This window comes from Pseudomonas sp. SO81 (assembly GCF_030374125.1).
Taxonomy (GTDB): Bacteria; Pseudomonadota; Gammaproteobacteria; order Pseudomonadales; family Pseudomonadaceae; genus Aquipseudomonas.
In genome coordinates, this window is the sequence record NZ_CP126126.1 from 1,986,740 (window position 1) to 2,005,361 (window position 18,622).

15 protein-coding genes are annotated in these 18,622 nt (G+C 67.2%); 10 read left to right on the plus strand and 5 right to left on the minus strand.

Annotation, left to right across the window (positions count from 1 at the left end):
* The first annotated feature begins 10 nt into the window (after positions 1 to 10).
* Positions 11 to 1,687 (plus strand): dihydrolipoyllysine-residue acetyltransferase, encoded by a 1,677-nt coding sequence (aceF, locus tag OH686_RS09500; RefSeq protein ID WP_289538068.1) that lies wholly within the window; start codon positions 11 to 13, stop codon positions 1,685 to 1,687.
* Positions 1,688 to 1,807: 120 nt separating this feature from the next.
* Here the strand turns inward: aceF and OH686_RS09505 are convergent, their stop codons facing one another.
* A complete protein-coding gene (locus OH686_RS09505) occupies positions 1,808 to 2,296 on the minus strand; it encodes a hypothetical protein (protein WP_289538070.1) in 489 nt (162 codons plus the stop codon).
* A 168-nt stretch (positions 2,297 to 2,464) separates the two neighbouring features.
* Between OH686_RS09505 and OH686_RS09510 the strand changes: the two genes are divergently transcribed.
* The 3 genes from OH686_RS09510 to OH686_RS09520 all read left to right on the plus strand — a co-directional run bounded on the left by OH686_RS09510 (position 2,465) and on the right by OH686_RS09520 (position 6,199).
* Entirely contained in the window at positions 2,465 to 5,158 is a 2,694-nt protein-coding gene (locus OH686_RS09510) for a sensor domain-containing protein (RefSeq protein ID WP_289538072.1), read from the plus strand.
* A gap of 129 nt (positions 5,159 to 5,287) precedes the next feature.
* Positions 5,288 to 5,935, plus strand: coding sequence for a peptide-methionine (S)-S-oxide reductase MsrA (gene msrA, locus OH686_RS09515; protein WP_289538074.1), 648 nt, complete (start codon positions 5,288 to 5,290; stop codon positions 5,933 to 5,935).
* A gap of 66 nt (positions 5,936 to 6,001) precedes the next feature.
* Entirely contained in the window at positions 6,002 to 6,199 is a 198-nt protein-coding gene (locus OH686_RS09520; RefSeq protein ID WP_192400091.1) for a YjfB family protein, read from the plus strand.
* 4 nt (positions 6,200 to 6,203) lie between these two features.
* Here the strand turns inward: OH686_RS09520 and OH686_RS09525 are convergent, their stop codons facing one another.
* Positions 6,204 to 6,659 carry a MarR family winged helix-turn-helix transcriptional regulator gene (locus tag OH686_RS09525; RefSeq protein ID WP_289538076.1) on the minus strand — a complete coding sequence of 152 codons (456 nt, stop codon included), beginning with the start codon at positions 6,657 to 6,659 and terminating at the stop codon, positions 6,204 to 6,206.
* Positions 6,660 to 6,716: 57 nt separating this feature from the next.
* On the opposite strand from OH686_RS09525, the gene OH686_RS09530 reads away from it, so the two are divergent.
* Positions 6,717 to 7,112: a nuclear transport factor 2 family protein gene (locus OH686_RS09530; protein WP_289538078.1), complete on the plus strand. Its 396-nt coding sequence runs from the start codon at positions 6,717 to 6,719 to the stop codon at positions 7,110 to 7,112.
* A gap of 17 nt (positions 7,113 to 7,129) precedes the next feature.
* On the opposite strand, the gene OH686_RS09535 is transcribed toward OH686_RS09530, so the two are convergent.
* Positions 7,130 to 8,785, minus strand: coding sequence for a phytoene desaturase family protein (locus tag OH686_RS09535; RefSeq protein ID WP_289538080.1), 1,656 nt, complete (start codon positions 8,783 to 8,785; stop codon positions 7,130 to 7,132).
* 126 nt (positions 8,786 to 8,911) lie between these two features.
* Here OH686_RS09535 and OH686_RS09540 point away from each other — a divergent pair, with 126 nt between their 5' ends.
* Positions 8,912 to 9,451, plus strand: coding sequence for a PadR family transcriptional regulator (locus tag OH686_RS09540; RefSeq protein WP_289538082.1), 540 nt, complete (start codon positions 8,912 to 8,914; stop codon positions 9,449 to 9,451).
* A gap of 25 nt (positions 9,452 to 9,476) precedes the next feature.
* Here OH686_RS09540 and OH686_RS09545 read toward each other — a convergent pair whose 3' ends face one another.
* Positions 9,477 to 11,066 (minus strand): malate:quinone oxidoreductase, encoded by a 1,590-nt coding sequence (locus tag OH686_RS09545; RefSeq protein WP_289538084.1) that lies wholly within the window; start codon positions 11,064 to 11,066, stop codon positions 9,477 to 9,479.
* A gap of 348 nt (positions 11,067 to 11,414) precedes the next feature.
* Between OH686_RS09545 and OH686_RS09550 the strand changes: the two genes are divergently transcribed.
* On the plus strand, positions 11,415 to 12,671 hold the full coding sequence (locus OH686_RS09550; protein WP_289538086.1) for an HD-GYP domain-containing protein: 1,257 nt from the start codon (positions 11,415 to 11,417) through the stop codon (positions 12,669 to 12,671).
* Between the two features lie 324 nt (positions 12,672 to 12,995).
* On the plus strand, positions 12,996 to 13,823 hold the full coding sequence (locus tag OH686_RS09555) for a methyl-accepting chemotaxis protein (protein ID WP_502942805.1): 828 nt from the start codon (positions 12,996 to 12,998) through the stop codon (positions 13,821 to 13,823).
* Between the two features lie 43 nt (positions 13,824 to 13,866).
* Here OH686_RS09555 and OH686_RS09560 read toward each other — a convergent pair whose 3' ends face one another.
* On the minus strand, positions 13,867 to 14,703 hold the full coding sequence (locus OH686_RS09560) for a 23S rRNA (adenine(2030)-N(6))-methyltransferase RlmJ (RefSeq protein ID WP_289538089.1): 837 nt from the start codon (positions 14,701 to 14,703) through the stop codon (positions 13,867 to 13,869).
* Positions 14,704 to 14,858: 155 nt separating this feature from the next.
* Between OH686_RS09560 and OH686_RS09565 the strand changes: the two genes are divergently transcribed.
* Both OH686_RS09565 and OH686_RS09570 read left to right on the plus strand, forming a co-directional pair.
* A complete protein-coding gene (locus OH686_RS09565) occupies positions 14,859 to 16,661 on the plus strand; it encodes an acyl-CoA dehydrogenase (RefSeq protein WP_289538091.1) in 1,803 nt (600 codons plus the stop codon).
* Between the two features lie 196 nt (positions 16,662 to 16,857).
* A complete protein-coding gene (locus OH686_RS09570) occupies positions 16,858 to 18,600 on the plus strand; it encodes a potassium/proton antiporter (protein WP_289538093.1) in 1,743 nt (580 codons plus the stop codon).
* Positions 18,601 to 18,622: the final 22 nt, after the last annotated feature.

Consider the following 18,622-nt stretch of genomic DNA (forward strand, 5'->3'; position numbering starts at 1 on the left):
GAGACGCATTGTGAGCGAGTTGATACGCGTACCCGATATCGGCGGCGAAGGTGAAGTGATCGAACTGCTGGTCAAGGTCGGCGATCGCGTCGAGGCCGAGCAGAGCATCCTGACTCTGGAATCCGACAAGGCTTCCATGGAGGTGCCCTCACCCAAGGCCGGCGTGATCAAGAGCCTGAAGGTCAAGCTGGGCGACAAGCTGAAGACCGGCGACGAGCTGCTGGAGCTGGAGGTCGAGGGCGCCGCCCCGGCCGCCGAGCCCGCCGCGGCTCCCGTACCGAGCAAACCGACCCAGGCCGTCGACGAGGCCGAGGCGCCCAGCGCACCGGTGCCACAGCCGAGCGCGGCTCCGGCCGCCAGCGAGAGCGTGCAGGACGTGCATGTGCCGGACATCGGCACCAGCGGCAAGGTCAAGGTCATCGAGGTCATGGTCAAGGCCGGCGACAGCATCGCCGCCGACCAGTCGCTGATCACCCTGGAGTCGGACAAGGCCAGCATGGAAATCCCCTCGCCGGCCGCCGGCGTGGTGGAGGAAGTACTGGTCAAGCTGGACGCCGAAGTCGGCACCGGCGACCTGATCCTCAAGCTCAAGGTCGCCGGCGCAGCGCCCGCTGCCGCTCCGGCACCTGCTGCCGCAGCTCCTGTCCCGGCAGCTGCCGCGCCCGTGCACAGCACCCCTCCCGGAGCCAAGCCCGAGGTGGCCGCCGAAGTCGGCGCCATCGCCGCGCTGTCTGCCGCCGCCGCTGCGGTCAGTGCGCCGGTGCGTGACGGCAGCAAGGTCCACGCCGGTCCCGCCGTGCGCATGACCGCCCGCGAATTTGGCGTCGACCTGGCCGCCGTGCCGGGCAGCGGCCCGAAAGGCCGCATCCTCAAGGAGGACGTGCAGAACTACGTCAAGGCCATGCTGCAGAAGGCCAAGGACGCTCCGGCGGCCGGCGCCACCGGCGGTGCCGGCATCCCGCCGGTCCCGGCCGTGGACTTCAGCAAGTTCGGCGAAGTGGAAGAAGTGCCGATGACCCGCCTGATGCAGGTCGGCGCCGCCAACCTGCATCGCAGCTGGCTCAACGTGCCGCACGTGACCCAGTTCGACAGCGCCGACATCACCGAGCTGGAAGCCTTCCGCGTGGCGCAGAAGGCAGTGGCGGAGAAGGCCGGGGTCAAGCTGACTGTGCTGCCGCTGCTGCTCAAGGCCTGCGCCCACCTGCTCAAGGAGCTGCCGGACTTCAACAGTTCGCTGGCGCCGAGCGGCAAGGCGCTGATCCGCAAGAAGTACGTGCACATCGGCTTCGCCGTCGATACCCCGGATGGCCTGCTGGTCCCGGTGATCCGCGACGTCGACCAGAAGAGCCTGCTGCAGCTGGCCGGCGAAGCCGCCGAGCTGGCGGAGAAGGCGCGCACCAAGAAACTCTCGCCGGACGCCATGCAGGGCGCCTGCTTCACCATCTCCAGCCTCGGCCACATCGGCGGCACCGGCTTCACGCCGATCGTCAACGCACCGGAAGTGGCGATCCTCGGGGTGAGCAAGGCGACCATGCAGCCGGTGTGGGACGGCAAGGCCTTCCAGCCGCGCCTGATGCTGCCGCTGTCGCTGTCCTACGATCACCGGGTGATCAACGGCGCCGCCGCCGCACGCTTCACCAAGCGCCTGGGCGACGTGCTGGGAGATATCCGCACCCTGCTGCTGTAACGAACCAAGCTGTGCTTTGGAGGCATCGACGCCTCACTCCTCGGCCCCGCCTCCTGGCGGGGCTTTTTTATCGCGCAAAGAAGCCCCGCCGAAGCGGGGCTTTCTGCGCCAGCCTGCGGATCAGTTCTTCTGCAGGTTGCGGATCAGGAAGGTGATCGCCTTGGCCAGGTCGGCCGCGCCCTGGTGATCGCGCAGCACGGTGATCCACGGGCTGCCATCGGCCGGATTGTTCAGCACGCAGGTGATGCCGTTGGTCGGACAGTCGTAGTGGATATAGGGGTCGAGGCCGAACACCGACAGGCGCTGGTTGCTCACCGCCAGGCTGTTGGTCTGCTCGGCGCGGGTCTCCTGGCGCACCAGCAATTCGCCCGGGGCGGCGACGCTGAGCTGGTAGCGCAGGTCGCTGCGCTGCGCCGGCGCCTTGCCCAGCTGGTAGCCGGCGCGCAGGGCGTAGGTGTCGAGCAGCGCGTTGCTGTGCGCCAGCAGCGCCTTGCGCTCGTCCTTGGTCAGATACAGTCGCTTCAGCTCGGCGAGATAACGCGCCTGCTCCTCACCGCTCAGCTGGGCCTCGCTGGCCTGCGCCGGGGCACCCGCGCCCAGGCTCAGCATCAGCAATAACCCGCTCAGTCTTCTTGTCAGTCCCTGCCGCATGATGCACCCTTGCCCCACTTGGTTGATGTAACAGACCTATGAACTCGTCTGGCGGCCCCACACACTGGAGCGCCAACAGGTTCCAAGCCTGCCCTGAAGCGGCAGCATAAGGAAGCCAGTCGTTCGATGAAAAGCCATCCCGATGCCGCCAGCCGTCAGGCGGCCGAGGTTGTGACGCAGTTGCCAGTGCCCTCGCGCCTGGGAATGCTGCGCTTCGAGCGTATCAACGAGCCCAGCTGGACCCTGCTGTTCCTCGATCCCGCCTGCGAGCGCCAGCTCGGCGTCAGCGCCGGCGAACTCTGCGCCCTGCTCGACTGCCCCTACGCCAGCCTGATGGAGCCGGAGTCGCGCTACCAGCTGCACGACGAGATCCAGCTGCAGCTGAGCAAGGCCCCGCACTATTCGGTGCGCTACCGCCTGCACACGCCCAACGGCGCCCTGCACCTGCTGGAGATCGGTGAGTCGTTCCAGCAGCGCGGCCGCCTGCTGCTGCGTGGCTACCTGCTCGTCACCGCCGAGGCCGGCGAGACCCTGGCCGAGCAGCGCATGCAGGAGCTGGAAGAACAGAACAACAAGCTGAGGACCTCTCTGGAGCTGTACCAGCACTCCCAGGAGGAGCACCTGCAGCACCTGATCCGCTCGCGCGCCCAGCAGAGCCTCATCGTGCGCCTGGCGCGGCATCGCTACAGCGCGCTGGACCCGCTCAAGGAAGCCGCCGAGCTGATCACCCAGGCCGCCTGCGAGACCTATGACGTGGCCCGCGCCAGCCTCTGGCACCTGATCGGCGAGACCCTGGAGCCGGTGGCCATGTACCGCCGCGACATCGACGGCCACGAGATGCCGGCGGCCATCGACGCCCGCCTGTTCCCGCGCTACCTGGAGGCGCTGCACAGCGGCCGCGCCATCGACGCGCACAACGCCCAGCGCGACCCGCGCACCAGCGAGCTGGCCCGCGGCTACCTCAAGCCGCTGGGCATCAGCGCCATGCTCGACGCCAGCATCCGTCTCGGCGGCGAGGTGGTCGGCGTGCTGTGCCTGGAACACATCGGCCCGGCGCGCACCTGGCAGGCCGACGAGATCGCCTTCGCCGGCGAGCTGGCCGACCAGTTCGCCCAGGTCATGAGCAACCAGCAGCGCCGCGACGCCACCAGCGCCCTGTTCCTGTTCCAGCGCGCCGTGGAGCAGAGCGCCAGCGCCTTCCTGCTGTTCGACCGCGATGGTCTGGTGCAGTACGTCAACCCCAGCTTCACCTCGATCACCCAGTACGGCGCCGAGGAGATCCAGGGCCGGCGCATCTCCCAGCTGCCGGCCCTGGAGAACCTCGGCGACCTGCTGTTCGACGCCCAGGCCGGCCTGGCCGAGCGCAACAGCTGGCAGGGCGAGTTCCGCAGCCGGCGCAAGAACCTCGAGCCTTACTGGGGCCAGCTGTCGATCTCCAAGGTGTACAACGACGACGGCGAGCTGACCCACTACATCGGCATCTACGAAGACATCACCCAGAGCAAGCTGGCCCAGCAGCGCATCGAGCGCCTGGCCTATAGCGACAACCTCACCGGCCTGGGCAACCGCCCCTACTTCATCCGCTGCCTGGAAGAACGCTTCGCCCGCCACGACGGCCAGGCCTTCAGCCTGCTGCTGGTGGACATCGACAACTTCAAGCGGATCAACGACAGCCTCGGCCACCAGACCGGCGACAAGCTGCTGACCAACCTGGCCCGCCGCCTGCGCAACAGCCTGAGCCAGAACACCAGCCTGGCGCGCTTCGCCAGCAACGAGTTCGCCGTGCTGCTGGATGGTGCAGAGCAGGAAGCCGGTCTCAAACTGGCTCAGGAACTGCTGGCCACCCTGGACAAGCCGCTGTTCGTCGACAACCAGCTGATCAGCGTCACCGGCTCGGTCGGCCTGGCCTGCGCGCCGCTGCACGGCGACGACCCGCACGTGCTGATGAAGCACGCCGGTCTGGCCCTGCACAAGGCCAAGGCCAACGGCAAGCACCAGGTCCAGCTGTTCACCGAGGCGCTGAATGCCGAGGCCAGTTACAAGCTGTTCGTCGAGAACAACCTGCGTCGTGCCCTGACCCAGAACGAGCTGGAGGTCTACTACCAGCCCAAGCTGTGCCTGAAGAGCGGGCAACTGCTCGGCCTGGAGGCGCTGCTGCGCTGGCAGCACCCGGAGAAGGGCATGATCAGCCCCGACCAGTTCATCAGCGTCGCCGAGGAAACCGGCCTGATCATCCCCATCGGCAAATGGGTGGTGCGCCAGGCCTGCCGCGCCAGCCTGGAGCTGTCAGCCCTCGGCATGGGCGATATCCAGGTGGCGATCAACCTGTCGGCCAAGCAGTTCACCGACCCCGACCTGGTCGGCTCCATCGCCGCCATCCTCGACGAGGAACAACTGCCTGCGCACCTGCTGGAAGTGGAGCTGACCGAGAGCCTGCTGCTCGAAGGCAACGACGCTACCCGCCAGCAGGTGGCACGCCTCAAGGCCCTGGGCCTGACCCTAGCGATGGACGACTTCGGCACCGGCTACTCGTCGCTGAGCTACCTGAAGAAATTCCCGATCGACGTGATCAAGATCGACCGCAGCTTCATCAAGGACATCCCCGAGAACCAGGACGACATGGAGATCACTGCCGCGGTGATTGCCATGGCCCACAACCTGCGCCTCAAGGTGGTCGCCGAAGGCATCGAGACCGCCGCCCAGCTCGGCTTCCTGCGACGCCAGCTGTGCGACGTCGGCCAGGGCTACCTGTTCGACCGGCCGATTCCCGGCCGCGACCTGGTGGATAGCCTGCGCCGCTATCCCTGCCGCGGCGCCTGACCTCGCCCAGCCGACCAACGGCAGGCCAGCGCTGTAATCCAGCCCCAAGATTCGCGTCTATCCCTCGGCTTCAACCGCCCGCCCAGCGGAGTAAGCTATCCCCAGTCCGTCACAGCACAGGAACAGATCATGGTTCTGCGTTCGCAAATCCTCGCCCACAAACTCGAACTGCCCAGCGCCGAACAGGCCCTGCCCGGCCGCGCCGAGAGCATGGCGGTGCCAGCCGCACACTATGTCAACGGCAACCCGCTCAAGGCCCCCTTCCCCGCCGGCCTGCAGCAGGCGGTATTCGCCATGGGCTGCTTCTGGGGTGTCGAGCGGCGCTTCTGGCAACAGCCCGGCGTGTGGACCACCGCCGTGGGCTACGCCGGCGGTCATACGCCGAACCCGACCTACGAGGAAGTCTGCTCCGGCCTGACCGGCCATACCGAAGTGGTGCTGGTGGTGTTCGACCCGCAGCAGACCAGCTACGAGAAACTGCTCAAGGTGTTCTGGGAGGCGCACAACCCGACCCAGGGCATGCGCCAGGGCAACGACATCGGCACCCAGTACCGCTCGGCCATCTATTGCCTGGATGCCACCCAGCGCGCCGCCGCCGAAGCCAGCCAGACGCAGTTCCAGGCCGAACTGGAGAAGGCCGGACTCGGCCCCATCACCACCGAGATCGCCGACGCGCCGGCCTTCTACTACGCCGAGGCCTATCACCAGCAGTACCTGGCGAAGAACCCGGGCGGCTACTGCGGGCTGGGCGGCACGGGGGTGTGCCTGCCGGTCTGAGTGGCGGAACCTTCGCCGCGCTCTACCGGTCGACCCGGTAGAGCCATCTCCGCAGGAGAACCCGCCATGGACCTGAGCAATATCGCCAGCGCCGTTTCCAATGCCAACGCGGCGCAGGCCTCGGCAACCGCCTCGCTGATGCTGCTGAGAAAGTCCCTGGATATTCAGGCCGCCAGCGCCATCGGCCTGATCCAGGCCATTCCGCAGGTCACTCCACCGAGCAATCCGCCGAACCTGGGCAACGCGATAGACGTGACGGTCTAGCGCCTTAACTGAGCGCCCGCCACTCCTGATCCAGCCGCTCCAGGATGCGGCGCAGTTCGCCCGCATCCGCCTCTCCCAACAACTCCGCCAGTTGCGCCTCGGCTTCGGCCGAGAGCTGCAGCGCGCGCGCATAGAGCGCTTCGCCGCGTTCGGTGAGGCGCACGCGCTTAGCTCGCCCGTCATCCGGGTCGGCCTCGATCAGCAGGTAGCCCAGCTCGTGCAGCTGTTCCACCAGATAGGCCATGCTCTGCTTGGTCATGCCGGCCGCTGCCGCCAGCTCCACCACGCGGCTGCCCTGGGCGGCGATATGGCGCAGCACCGCGCTGTGCGGCAGGCGCACGCCGGTGAACTCTTCGGCCAGGCGGCCATAGAGCCAGCCGGCCAGCTGTTCGTAGGGCAGGCGCAGCAGTGCACCTAGGGTCTTGCGAGAAGGATCGACGATCATGGCGGCAGCTTGCATTTTAGTCAGTCTATATGTCTATTATAGACAGACAAACTGACTTATTTGGAGTTCCCCATGAGCAACATCGCCCACAACCTCGATGTCGTCGACCGCCATATCCGCGGTGAGGCCCAGGACGTCGACTCGGTGCTCGGCCTGTATACCGACGACATCGTCATGAGCATCCCCGGCCGCGGCATCGAGTTGCACGGCAAGGCGCCGATCCGCGCCATGTACCTGCGCCTGTTCGGCGCCATGCGCGATATCGAACTGCAGCCGTTGGACCGCTTCGCCACCGAGGACCGCGTGGTGGACGACATGCGCGTGCGCCTGACCATCGCCAGCGAAGGCATCGACAACTGCCCGCTACCGGTCGGCAGCCGCGCCGAGCTGCGCCTGGTGCACCACTTTCAGATGCGCGACGGACTGATCGCCCGGGAGGAAGTGTTCGAGGTGTGGACGCCGCTATAAGGCCAGCGGCGCGTACCCTAGCCCTCCTGGCCGACGGATGTGGCGTCCGCCTCGGCACCCGCGTTCGACTTCCAGTTCTTCAACACCCCACCAATCCGATACCCGCGCCAACCAAGCATGCGCGTTGCCGTCATCACCCCGGCCATCAGCGCGCCGCCGACCCCGGCAGTCACGGTGTCGGCACCGGTCAGGTAGAGGCCCTCGATCGGCGTCTGGCTGTGGATCCAGTGCTGGTCGAAGCGCTGCACCGTATGGTCGATGCCGTAGATCTCGCCCTGCTCGTTCCATTGGTACCACTCGGTGGACAGCGGCGTGCCCAGCTCGCAGAAGTCCAGGGCGCCGCGCAGTTGCGGCTGGTGCTTGTACAGGGTTTCCAGCAGCTGCTCGGTGAGCTGGGCCTTGAACGCCTCGTATTCGGCGCCGCGTTTGCCCCAGGTGGTGCCCTTCCACTTGGCGAACCACTGCGGCAAGGTCGGTGCGACGATCTCCACCGTGGCCTTGTGCGGGTAGTGGGCATCCCAGGCCGGGTCCTTGGCCGAGGGGAAGCTGATGTAGATCAGCGGCATCGCCGGGTTCTGCCCGCTCTCGAAACTGCTGACGTTGTAATCGTGATCGAAGGTCGGGTAGACCCAGTAGTTGGTCTTCGGCAGGCCCAGTTCGGCGGCGCTGCCCTTGAAGCCGGCATACAGGCACAGGGTGGCGGCGGACAGGTCGACCTTCCGCAGCGGCGCCAGCAGGCCATGTTCGCTAGCCACCTGCGCATCGAGCAGGCGGGTGTAGGTGGGCACCAGGCCGGCGCAGCTGACGATCTGCGGCGCGCGGATCTCCAGGCCGTCCTTCTGCAGGCGCACACCCACGGCGCGGCCGTTCTCCACCAGGATCTTGTCGACCCCGGCGTAGGTGAAGACATGGCCGCCAGCCGCCTCGATGGTCGGGATGATGGTCTCGGAGATCTTGATCGCGCCGCCCACCGGGTAGTTGCCGCCGGTGATGTAGTGCTTGGCGACCATCGCGTGCATGACGAACGCGGCCTTGGCCGGCGGCAGGCCGTAGTCGCCCCACTGGGCGGTGAGCACGCCGATCAGCTCCTGATTCCGGGTCAGGCCTTCCAGCACTTCGCGGGTGCTCTTGAAGAAGTAGGCCGGCAGCCACAGGCGGCGCAGCCTGGCGTAGAGCATGCCGAGCGAGCGCGGCAGGGCCTGGCCGGCGAAGAAGCGTGGCACCCGCGCGCTGACGTCGCTGAGCAGTTCCACATAGCGGTCGATGGCCGCCGCTTCGTCGGGGAAGTGCTGCTTGATCTCGGCCTTGAATTCTTCGCGCCCGGCCACGTAGTCGTAGGTCTGGTCACCGATGACGATGCGGTCATAGCGGGCATCCATCGGCGCCCATTCCAGCTTGCCGTCGCTGATCACATCGAAGATGCGGCGGATCGCCGACCAGGGTTTGTGCACCTCGCCGATGTAGTGCACGCCCACGTCCCACTCGTAGCCCTCGCGCTCGTAGCTGTGGGTGTAGCCGCCGGCGGTGTAGTGCTGCTCCAGCACACACACACGCTTGCCGAGCTTGGCCAGCAGCGCGGCGGTGGTCAGGCCGCCGATGCCGGAGCCGATGATGATGGCGTCGTAGTCGTTGCCGAGCAGACGCGCGCGCAAGCGGGTACCGGTGCGTTTCATGAGGGTCTCCTAGGTTATTCTTGTTATGCAACTTTTTGCATACTAGACAGCACCCACCGACCATGCAACTTTTTGCATAATCCGTATACTGCCGCGCATCTCCCAGCCAGCCGGTGAATCCCGTTCATGTCGCTCAAGCACGCCATCCTCATCCTCCTGGAAAGCGAACCCGGCAGCGGCTACGACCTGCTCAAGCGCTTCAAGGATGGCCTCGGCTATTTCTGGAACGCCAAGCACCAGCAGGTGTACCTGGAACTGAAGAAACTCAACGAGGCCGGCTGGCTGGAGTTCGAGGCGGAGGCGCAGGAGACCCGCCCGGACAAGAAGATCTATCGCCTCACCCCGGCCGGCCATGCCGAGCTGCTGCGCTGGCTGGGCGAGCCGGTGCAGCCGAACAAGATCAACGATGCGCTGCTGGTGAAGCTGTACGCCGGCGCCCACACCTCGCTCGACAATTTGCGCGAGGAAATGGCTCGCCACGTGGCCGTGCACCGCAAGACCTTGGACAGCCTGCTGAGCATCGAGCGCGACTACCACGCCCTTCCCGCCGAACAGCGCGCCGCGCTGCGCCTGCCCTACCTGACTCTGCGCCGCGGCATCCTCGGCGAACAGTCCTGGCTGGCCTGGGCCGACGAAGTGGCGGCGGAGCTGGGCCGCGCCGACTGAGCCGACGCGCCCCGCAGGCACACCGCTAGAGCGCGGCGCCCGCCACGCTGGCTTCCGCCTCGACCGGTACGTGCAGCAGCTGCAGGCGCTCGCTGCTATAGGCGCGGATGCGGTTGGTCAGCTCGATGTCGTCATTCAGCTTCTGTCCGTAGGACGGGATGATCTCCTTCAGGCGCGCCTGCCACTCGGGGGTCTGCATCTCTTCCTTGAAGGTGCGTTCCAGCACCGTGAGCATGATCGGCGCGGCGGTCGAGGCGCCCGGCGAGGCGCCCAGCAGCGCGGCGATGCTGCCGTCGGCGGCGCTCACCACCTCCGTGCCGAACTGCAGCACGCCGCCCTTCTCCTCATCCTTCTTGATCACCTGCACGCGCTGGCCGGCGGTGATCAGCTCCCAGTCCTCGTCCCGCGCATCGGGGAAGTAGTCGCGCAGGGCCTGCATGCGGTCGTCCTGGTCGAGCATCAGTTGGCCGATCAGGTACTGGCTCAGGTCCATGTTGTCCCAGCCGGCGTGGGTCATGGGCCCGAGGTTGTCGCTGCTCACCGAGGCGAACAGGTCCCACAGCGAACCGTGCTTGAGGAACCTGCTGGAGAAGGTGGCGAAGGGCCCGAACAGCAGCACCTTCTCGCCGTCGATCACCCGGGTGTCCAGGTGCGGCACCGACATCGGCGGCGAGCCGACCGAGGCCAGGCCGTACAGCTTGGCCTGGTGCTGGGCGACCACCTCCGGGTTGCGGGTGACCAGGAACTGGCCGCCCACCGGGAAGCCGCCGTAGCCATCCGCTTCTTCGATGCCGGCTTTCTGCAGCAGCGGCAGCGCCGCGCCGCCGGCGCCGATGAACACGAACTTGGCCTTGACGCTGCTTTCCCGCTCGTCGTTGGCCAGGTCGGCGACCACCACCGTCCAGGTGCCGTCGTCGTTGCGCTGCAGGTCGCGCACCTCATGGCGCAGGTGCAACGCCACGCCGTCACGCTGGGTCAGCGCGCCGATCAGTTGCTTGGTGATCTCGCCGAAGTTGACGTCGGTACCGATCGGCATGCGCGTGGCGGCGATCTTCTCGCCCTCGGGCCGGCCGTTCATCACCAGCGGCACCCACTGGGCGATCTGCGCCGGGTCCTCGGAGTACTGCATGCCGCGGAACAGCGAGCTGTGCTGCAGCGACGCGTGGCGCTTCTTCAGGTAGGCGACGTTCTTGTCGCCCCAGACGAAGCTCATGTGCGGCACGTTGTTGATGAACGACCTGGGATTCTTGAGCACGCCCTGGTCGATCTGGTGCGCCCAGAACTGCTTGGAGATCTCGAAGGACTCGTTGATCGCCACCGCCTTGCTGATGTCGATGCCGCCGTCCGGGGTCTCCGGCGTGTAATTCAGCTCGCAGAAGGCCGAGTGGCCGGTGCCGGCGTTGTTCCAGGCGTTGGAGCTCTCGTCGGCGACCTGGTCCATGCGCTCGTAGATGTCGATGGTCCAGCCCGGTTCCAGCTGGCTGATGTAGGTGCCGAGGGTGGCACTCATCACGCCGCCACCGATCAGCAGCACGTCGACGGTCTTCTCCGGCGCGGGCGGTTTCGAGCATCCCACTGCCGCGAGGCAGGCGAGGATCAACAGGATTTTCTTCATGGCAATGACCAGTTCCAGTGGAGGGCGTAGACGAGGCGCTACGAGATGTTCCCCCGGCCGCAGCGGCGGGACGCGGAGCACGCGGCACGAGGCCGTTCAGTCGGTTGACCGTCGAACCACCCCGGTGTTGACGGTTTTATGCGGCCGAAAGACCAAAGGTCGCTCCCAGAGCAAAACCGATGCCGGATCGCTCGCCCACTAACGGCGGGCCTTTGCGCCGCCCCTGGCCGTGCTGATGGCCGATTCCCGCCAACGGTGTGGCGAGATCCCGCCGGCCAGACGCCTCTGCCACCGGCGACGGGCAGGCGCTAGACTGCCAGCAAACAGCCAGCAGCCAGCGAGCCCGGCATGCCCGCAACGACCATTTCCATCTCCCCCGAACAGCTGTGCGTGGGCCTCTACGTGCACCTGGACCTGAGCTGGTGGGAACACAACTTCGCCTTCAGCAGTTTCAAGATCAAGGACGAGGGCCAACTCCAGGCCCTGCGCGACCTGGGCCTGGCCCAGCTGCGCTACGAACCGGCGCGCAGCGACTGCCAGCCCCTGGCGTTGCAACCCGCCGAGCCCAAGCAGCAGGCCGAAGAGCCGCCCAAGCCCAGCCCCGAGGAACAGGCCCGCCAGGCCCGCGCGGCCAAGCTCGGCGCCCTGCGCAAGCGCCTGGCCGAGGTGGACCGCACCTTCGTGCAGGCCAGCCAGCGGGTGAAGTCGCTCAACCAGGCCCTGCGCAACCAGCCGGAGGACGCCCTCAAGCTGGCCGGCGAGGTGGTGCGCGAGCTGGTCGAGGCGCTGCTCGGCGAGGATGGCGCGGCGCTGCACAGCATCAACGGCAAGGCCGCGGACGACGCCTACTTCCATCCGCTCAATGTCACCGTGCTGTCGGTGATGCTCGGCCGCCAGCTCGGCTACGACTCCGAGGCCTGCCACAGCCTGGGCCTCGGCGCCCTGCTGCACGACATGGGCAAGCTGGAGGTGCCGAGCAAGGTGTTGCTCAAGGCCGAGCCGCTGACCCGCCCCGAGCAGCAACTGCTGCAGCTGCACGTGGACTTCGGCGTGCGCCGCGGACGCGAGCTGATGCTCGACGACGAGGTGCTGCGGATCATCCAGGAGCACCACGAATACTGCGATGGCAGCGGCTATCCCAAGGGCCTGCGCGAGGCGGCGATTGGTCGCCTGAGCCGGGTGGTGAGCATCGCCAACGCCTTCGACAACCTGTGCAACCCGCTCAACCCGCGCGACGGCCTGAGCCCCCACGAGGCCCTGGCGCTGATGTTCAAGCAGCAGCGCGAACGCTTCGACGAGGTGGCCCTGAAGGCCTTCATCCGCTGCATGGGCGTGTATCCGCCGGGCAGCCTGGTGCAGCTGGAGGACGAGCGCTACGCCCTGGTGCTGGCCATGCACCCGAGCCTGCCGCTGAAGCCCACGCTGATCCTCTACGAACCAAGCGTGCCCAAGGCCGAGGCGCTGATCGTCAACCTGGAGCACGAGCCCAGGCTGGCCATCGCCCGCAGCCTGCGTCCGGCCCAGCTGCCGCTGGAGGCGCTGGAATACCTCAACCCGCGCCAGCAACTCACCTATTACGTCGACCCGCGCCAGCGCGGAAAATAGCGCTTAGGGCGGATGACCGCGCCAGAACAATCGCGCCTAAACTCAGCGAACCGTCGCCGCTGCCGATACAGCGGAGCAGATCGATCGCCGCCAAACAAGAAGTAGACCCGGCCAGCCATGCACAACCCGCGCTTTTCCGACCTCCACGAGATTCCGCCCAAGGCCTTCAGCACGGCTGCCGTGGCGCTGCAGCTGTCGCCCTGGCTACTGGTCGGCCTGGGCGCCTGGGGTGGCCTGCCACTGTGGATCTGCCTGTTCAGCGGCGTGTGCCTGAGCTTCGGCCTGCTGCCCGCGCTGGCCACCGCCACCCATTGGCGCGCGCTGATGCAGCCGCGCGCCGTCGAGCCGCAGGTGCCGGACTGGGTCGCGCCGCTGGCCGACCAGTTGGAGGCGCAGTATGCCCAGCAACGCGAGCTGCTCGAACGCCTGCAGCGAGACCTGCAGGCCCGCGACGCGGCCGCCCAGCAGCACTGGCAGATCCAGGACGAACGCCTGCAGCAGCAGAATCACCGCGCCCTGGCCCTGCTGGCCGAGCTGTCGGCGGCGCCGGGCGACGACACCCAGGCGCGCCAGGCACTCGCCACCCTGCTCGAGCAACAGCGGCAGACCCGCGACCAGGCCGCCGTCCTGGCCGAGGGCATGCGCGGCATCGCCCAGCAGGCCGAGACCGTGCTGCGCGCCACCACCGACATGGACGCCATCGCCAAGCAGACCAACCTGCTCGCGCTGAACGCCGCCATCGAAGCGGCAAGAGCCGGCGACAGCGGTCGCGGCTTCGCCGTGGTGGCCGACGAAGTGCGCGCCCTATCCAGCCGTTCCACCGACTTCTCTCTGGCCATTCGCGGCACGGTGGGCGAGATGCTGGAGGCCCTGCGTCAGGCCGACGCGCAGACCAACCAACTGGCTCAGGACGGCGCGCAGATCGGTGAAGAGGCGCAGCAGCGCATCGCCGATAGCCTGAGCGCGCTGCAGGCAAGCCAGGCACGCACCCTGGATATCGCCGGTCAACTAAGCGAACTGCTGCAGGCGATGAGCAGCTCGCTCGCCACGCCGCCGGAAATATCCAGCGACGCCCTGGGCGAGCTGCAGCAGCACGACCAGGCGCTGGCCGAACTGGCCGCGCTTCTGCGCGACCAAACCACGCCTCTCTAGCGCCGCGCCGGCGCTTTCGAGCGCGCCGGGCCGTAGGGGCCGGTCAGTCGGCGATCAGCCAATCCAGGCGGAAGCTGCCCTGGCTCTGCGCCAGCTTCGTGGCCAGCCATGGCAGCAGCTGCTTCAGCTCGTCTTCCAGGCCCCAGGGCGCGTTGGCGATGGCCAGGCCGGAGCCGGCCAGACGATTGGCATCGTCCGGGGCGTGGACGAACAGTTCGACGCGCAGCAGCTTGGGCGCGCTGGATTTCTCCAGGCCCTGATAAAAGCGTTTGAGCTGGCGCTCGTCCTTGATCGGGTACCAGATGGCGACCACGGTCTGGCGCATGCGGCCGATGGCCTCGTCCAGCGCGGTGACGCAACGCTCCAGCTCGTCGGCCTTCTCGAACGGCGGGTCGATCAGCAGCAGCGCACGCTTCTCCGCCACCGGCAGCAGGGCGCGCGGCACGTGCCAGCCCTCGCCCAGGTGCACGGCCACGCGGCGGTCGCCCTTCATGTTGTCCTTCAGCAGCTGGCCGTCTTCCGGGTGCTTCTCGTTGAGCAGCACGCGGTCCTGCTCGCGGGTCAGCTGGCAGGCCAGCTCCGGCGAGCCGGGGTAATAGCGCAGCGCACCGTCCGGGTTGAGCGTGTGCAGCACGCCGAAGTAGTCGACGGTCGCCTCGGGCAGGTCCGGCGCATCCCACAGGCGGCCGATGCCTTCCAGCCACTCGCCGGTGCGGGTAGCCTGGTCGCCCTGCAGGTCATACAGGCCGACGCCGGCATGGCTGTCGAGGTAGGCGAAGGGCGCCTCCTTGCGCGACAGCAGGGCGATGATGCGGCTGATGACGATGTGCTTGAGCACGTCGGCGTGGTTGCCGGCATGGAAGGCGTGGCGGTAGTTCATGGGCGCGTTACCTGAAGCAGAACCTGGAGCGGGTGCGAATTGTAGCCCGAAGGGACGACGCGAACAGTTTCTAGCTCAGCATCAGGGCGATGAATCTTGCTAGGCGGCCTCTATTCACGACTCTAGACTTCAAGAAGATCCCACCGGAGACGATCATGTCCGAGTCCCTGCTCAGTTCCCGCAACCTGGCCTTCGAACTCTACGAAGTGCTGGACGCCGAAGCCCTGACCCAGCGCGAGCGCTTCGCCGACCACAATCGGGAAACCTTCGATGCCGCCATCGGCACCGCGCGCGGTATCGCCGAGGAACTGTTCGCCCCGCACAACCGCAAGAACGACGAGCACGAACCGCAGTACGTGGACGGCGCCGCGGTGCTGATCCCGGAAGTCGCCCCGGCGCTCAAGGCGTTCCACGAGGCCGGTTTCCTCAACGCCACTCGCGACTTCGAGGCCGGCGGCATGCAGCTGCCCAACCTGCTGTCGCAGGCCTGCTTCGCCCACTTCCAGTCGGCCAACTGCGCCACCAGCTCCTATTCGATGCTGACCATGGGCGTGGCCAACCTGATCGAGGCCTTCGGCAGCGCCGAACAGCAGCAGCGCTTCCTGCAGCCGATCATCGACGGCCGCTTCTTCGGCACCATGGGCCTGACCGAGCCGCACGCCGGCTCCTCGCTGTCGGACATCCGCACCAAGGCCGAGCCGCACGCCGACGGCAGCTACCGGATCAAGGGCAACAAGATCTTTATCTCCGGCGGCGACCAACCGATCTCCGAGAACATCGTGCACATGGTGCTGGCCAAGCTGCCGGACGCCCCGCCCGGGGTGAAAGGCATCAGCCTGTTCATCGTGCCGAAGTTCCTGGTCAACGACGACGGCTCGCTGGGCAAGCGCAACGACGTGACCCTGGCCGGCCTGTTCCACAAGATGGGCTGGCGCGGCACCACCTCCACCGCGCTGAACTTCGGCGACAACGGCGAGTGCGTGGGCTACCTGGTGGGCAAGCCGCACCACGGCCTGTCCTACATGTTCCAGATGATGAACGAGGCGCGCATCGGCGTCGGCATGGGCGCGATCATGCTCGGCTACGCCGGCTACCTGTACTCGCTGGACTATGCGCGCAACCGCCCGCAGGGCCGCCACGCGGATGGCAAGGACCCGAGCAGCCCGCAGATATCCATCGTCGAGCACGCCGATGTGCGGCGCATGCTACTGACCCAGAAAGCCTATGTGGAAGGCGCCTTCGACCTGGGCCTGTACGCCGCCCGGCTGTTCGACGACACCCACACCCTGCCCAGCGAGGAAGAGCGCAAGAAGGCCCTGGAGCTGCTCGACCTGCTGACCCCGATCGTCAAATCCTGGCCCTCCGAGTTCTGCCTCAAGGCCAACGAACTGGCCATCCAGGTGCTCGGCGGCCACGGCTACACCCGCGAGTACCCGGTGGAGCAGTACTACCGCGACAACCGCCTCAACCCGATCCACGAGGGCACCCACGGCATCCAGTCGCTCGACCTGCTCGGCCGCAAGGTGTCGATGAACGGCGGCGCCGCGCTCAAGCAGTTGATGGCGCTGATCCAGGACACCTGCCAGCGCGCCACGGCCTTCGAGTCGCTGAATCGCCTGCGCCAGCCGCTGGAGCAGCTGGTGCAGCGCCTCGGTGGCGTGACCCTGGCCCTGCTTGGCGACCTGCTGACCGGCAAGGTCAACCAGGGCCTGGCCAACTCGGCGCTGTACCTCAAGGCCTTCGGCCACGCGGTGATCGGCTGGCGCTGGCTGGAGCAGGCGATTCGCGCCGAAGAAGGCCTGGCGCGCGGAAACGCCGCCGATGTCGACTTCTACCAGGGCAAGCTGCAGGCCGCGCGTTTCTTCCTGACCTGGGAAGTACCGAGCTGCCAGCACGAGCTGAACATTCTCGAGGCGCGCGACGACACCTGCCTGAACATGCAGGACGCCTGGTTCTGAGCCTCGGCTAAGCCGCTGATTTGCCGAGAAGAACGCCCCGCACATGCGGGGCGTTTCCTTTTGACAGGAGAGCAAAGCGGCGGGTTATTATCCGGCATGATCTCTGCTTAGGATCTGTTGACGACCCCTGCGGCCGCGACCGCACGTGAACAGAACCTGGAGCGTCGCCCCTCGCCTTCTCGCCCGGAGTACGCCCTTGGACGCCAGCGCCATCAATAGCCTGTTCCTGATCGGTGCATTGCTGGTGGGCGCGAGCATCCTGGTCAGCTCGGTATCCTCGCGCCTGGGCATCCCGATCCTGGTGATCATCCTCGCCGTGGGCATGGTCGCCGGCGTCGACGGCCCCGGCGGCATCGGCTTCAGCAACTACCCGATGGCCTACCTGGTGGGCAACCTGGCGCTGGCCATCATCCTCCTCGACGGCGGCCTGCGCACACGGGTGTCGAGCTTCCGCGTGGCCTTGTGGCCGGCACTGTCGCTGGCCACGGTCGGCGTGCTGATCACCACCGGCCTGACCGGCATGGCCGCCGCCTGGCTGTTCGACCTGAACATGATGCAGGGCCTGCTGATCGGCGCCATCGTCGGCTCCACCGATGCCGCCGCGGTGTTCTCCCTGCTCGGCGGCAAGGGCCTCAACGAGCGGGTCACCGCGACCCTGGAAATCGAGTCCGGCAGCAACGATCCGATGGCGGTGTTCCTCACCGTGACCCTGATCGACATGCTCGCCAAGGGCCAGAGCGACTTCAGCATCGCCTTCATCGGCCACCTGCTCAGCGAGTTCGGCATCGGCGCCGCGCTCGGTCTCGGCGGCGGCTGGGTGCTGCTGCAGCTGATCAACCGGGTCAGCCTGCCCAACGGCCTGTATCCGCTGCTGGTGGTGAGCGGCGGCCTGCTGGTGTTCGCCCTGACCAACTTCATGCATGGCAGCGGCATCCTCGCCGCCTACCTGTGCGGCCTGGTGCTGGGCAACCGGCCGATCCGCTCGCGCCACAGCATCCTGCACATGCTCGACGGCATGGCCTGGCTGGCGCAGATCGGCATGTTCCTGGTGCTCGGCCTGCTGGTGACGCCACACGACCTGCTGCCCATCGCCCTCCCGGCGCTGGGCCTGGCGCTGTGGATGATCCTGTTCGCCCGCCCGCTGTCGGTGGTGATCGGCCTGCTGCCGTTCCGTGCCTTCCACGACCGCGAGAAGATCTTCATCGCCTGGGTCGGCCTGCGTGGCGCGGTGCCGATCATTCTCGCCGTGTTCCCGATGATGGCCGGCCTGGAGCACTCGCAGCTGTACTTCAACCTGGCCTTCTTCATCGTCCTGGTGTCCCTGCTGCTGCAGGGCGCCAGCCTGCCGCTGGCGGCCAAGCTGCTGCGCGTCACCGTGCCGCCGGAGCCGGCGCCGATCTCGCGCGCCGGCCTGGAGATCCACCCGACCAGCGAGTGGGAGCTGTTCATCTATCGCCTGGGCGCGGAGAAGTGGTGCATCGGCGCGCCGCTGCGCGAGCTGAAGATGCCGGAAGGCACCCGCGTCGCCGCGCTGTTCCGCGGCACCGAGCTGCTGCACCCGTCCGGCAGTACCACCCTGGACGCCGGCGACATCCTCTGCGTGGTCGGCCACGAACACGACCTGTCGGCCCTCGGCAAGCTGTTCAGCCAGGCGCCGCAGCGCAGCGCCGACCTGCGTTTCTTCGGCGACTTCGTGCTGGAGGGCGACGCCCAGCTCAGCGCGATCGCCGCCCTGTACGGCCTCAAGCTCGGCGACGAGGACAGCAACCAGCCGCTGGGCCGCTTCATTGCCCATGAGATTGGCGGCCAGCCGATTCTCGGCGATCAGGTGGAGTGGAATGGCCTGACCTGGACCGTGGCCCTGATGGAAGGGAACAAGGTGCGCAAGGTCGGCGTCCGATTCCCCGAAGGTCAGGCCAAGCCCGGGCTCTTCCTCTAGGCCAGGCGAAAGTGATGCGGGC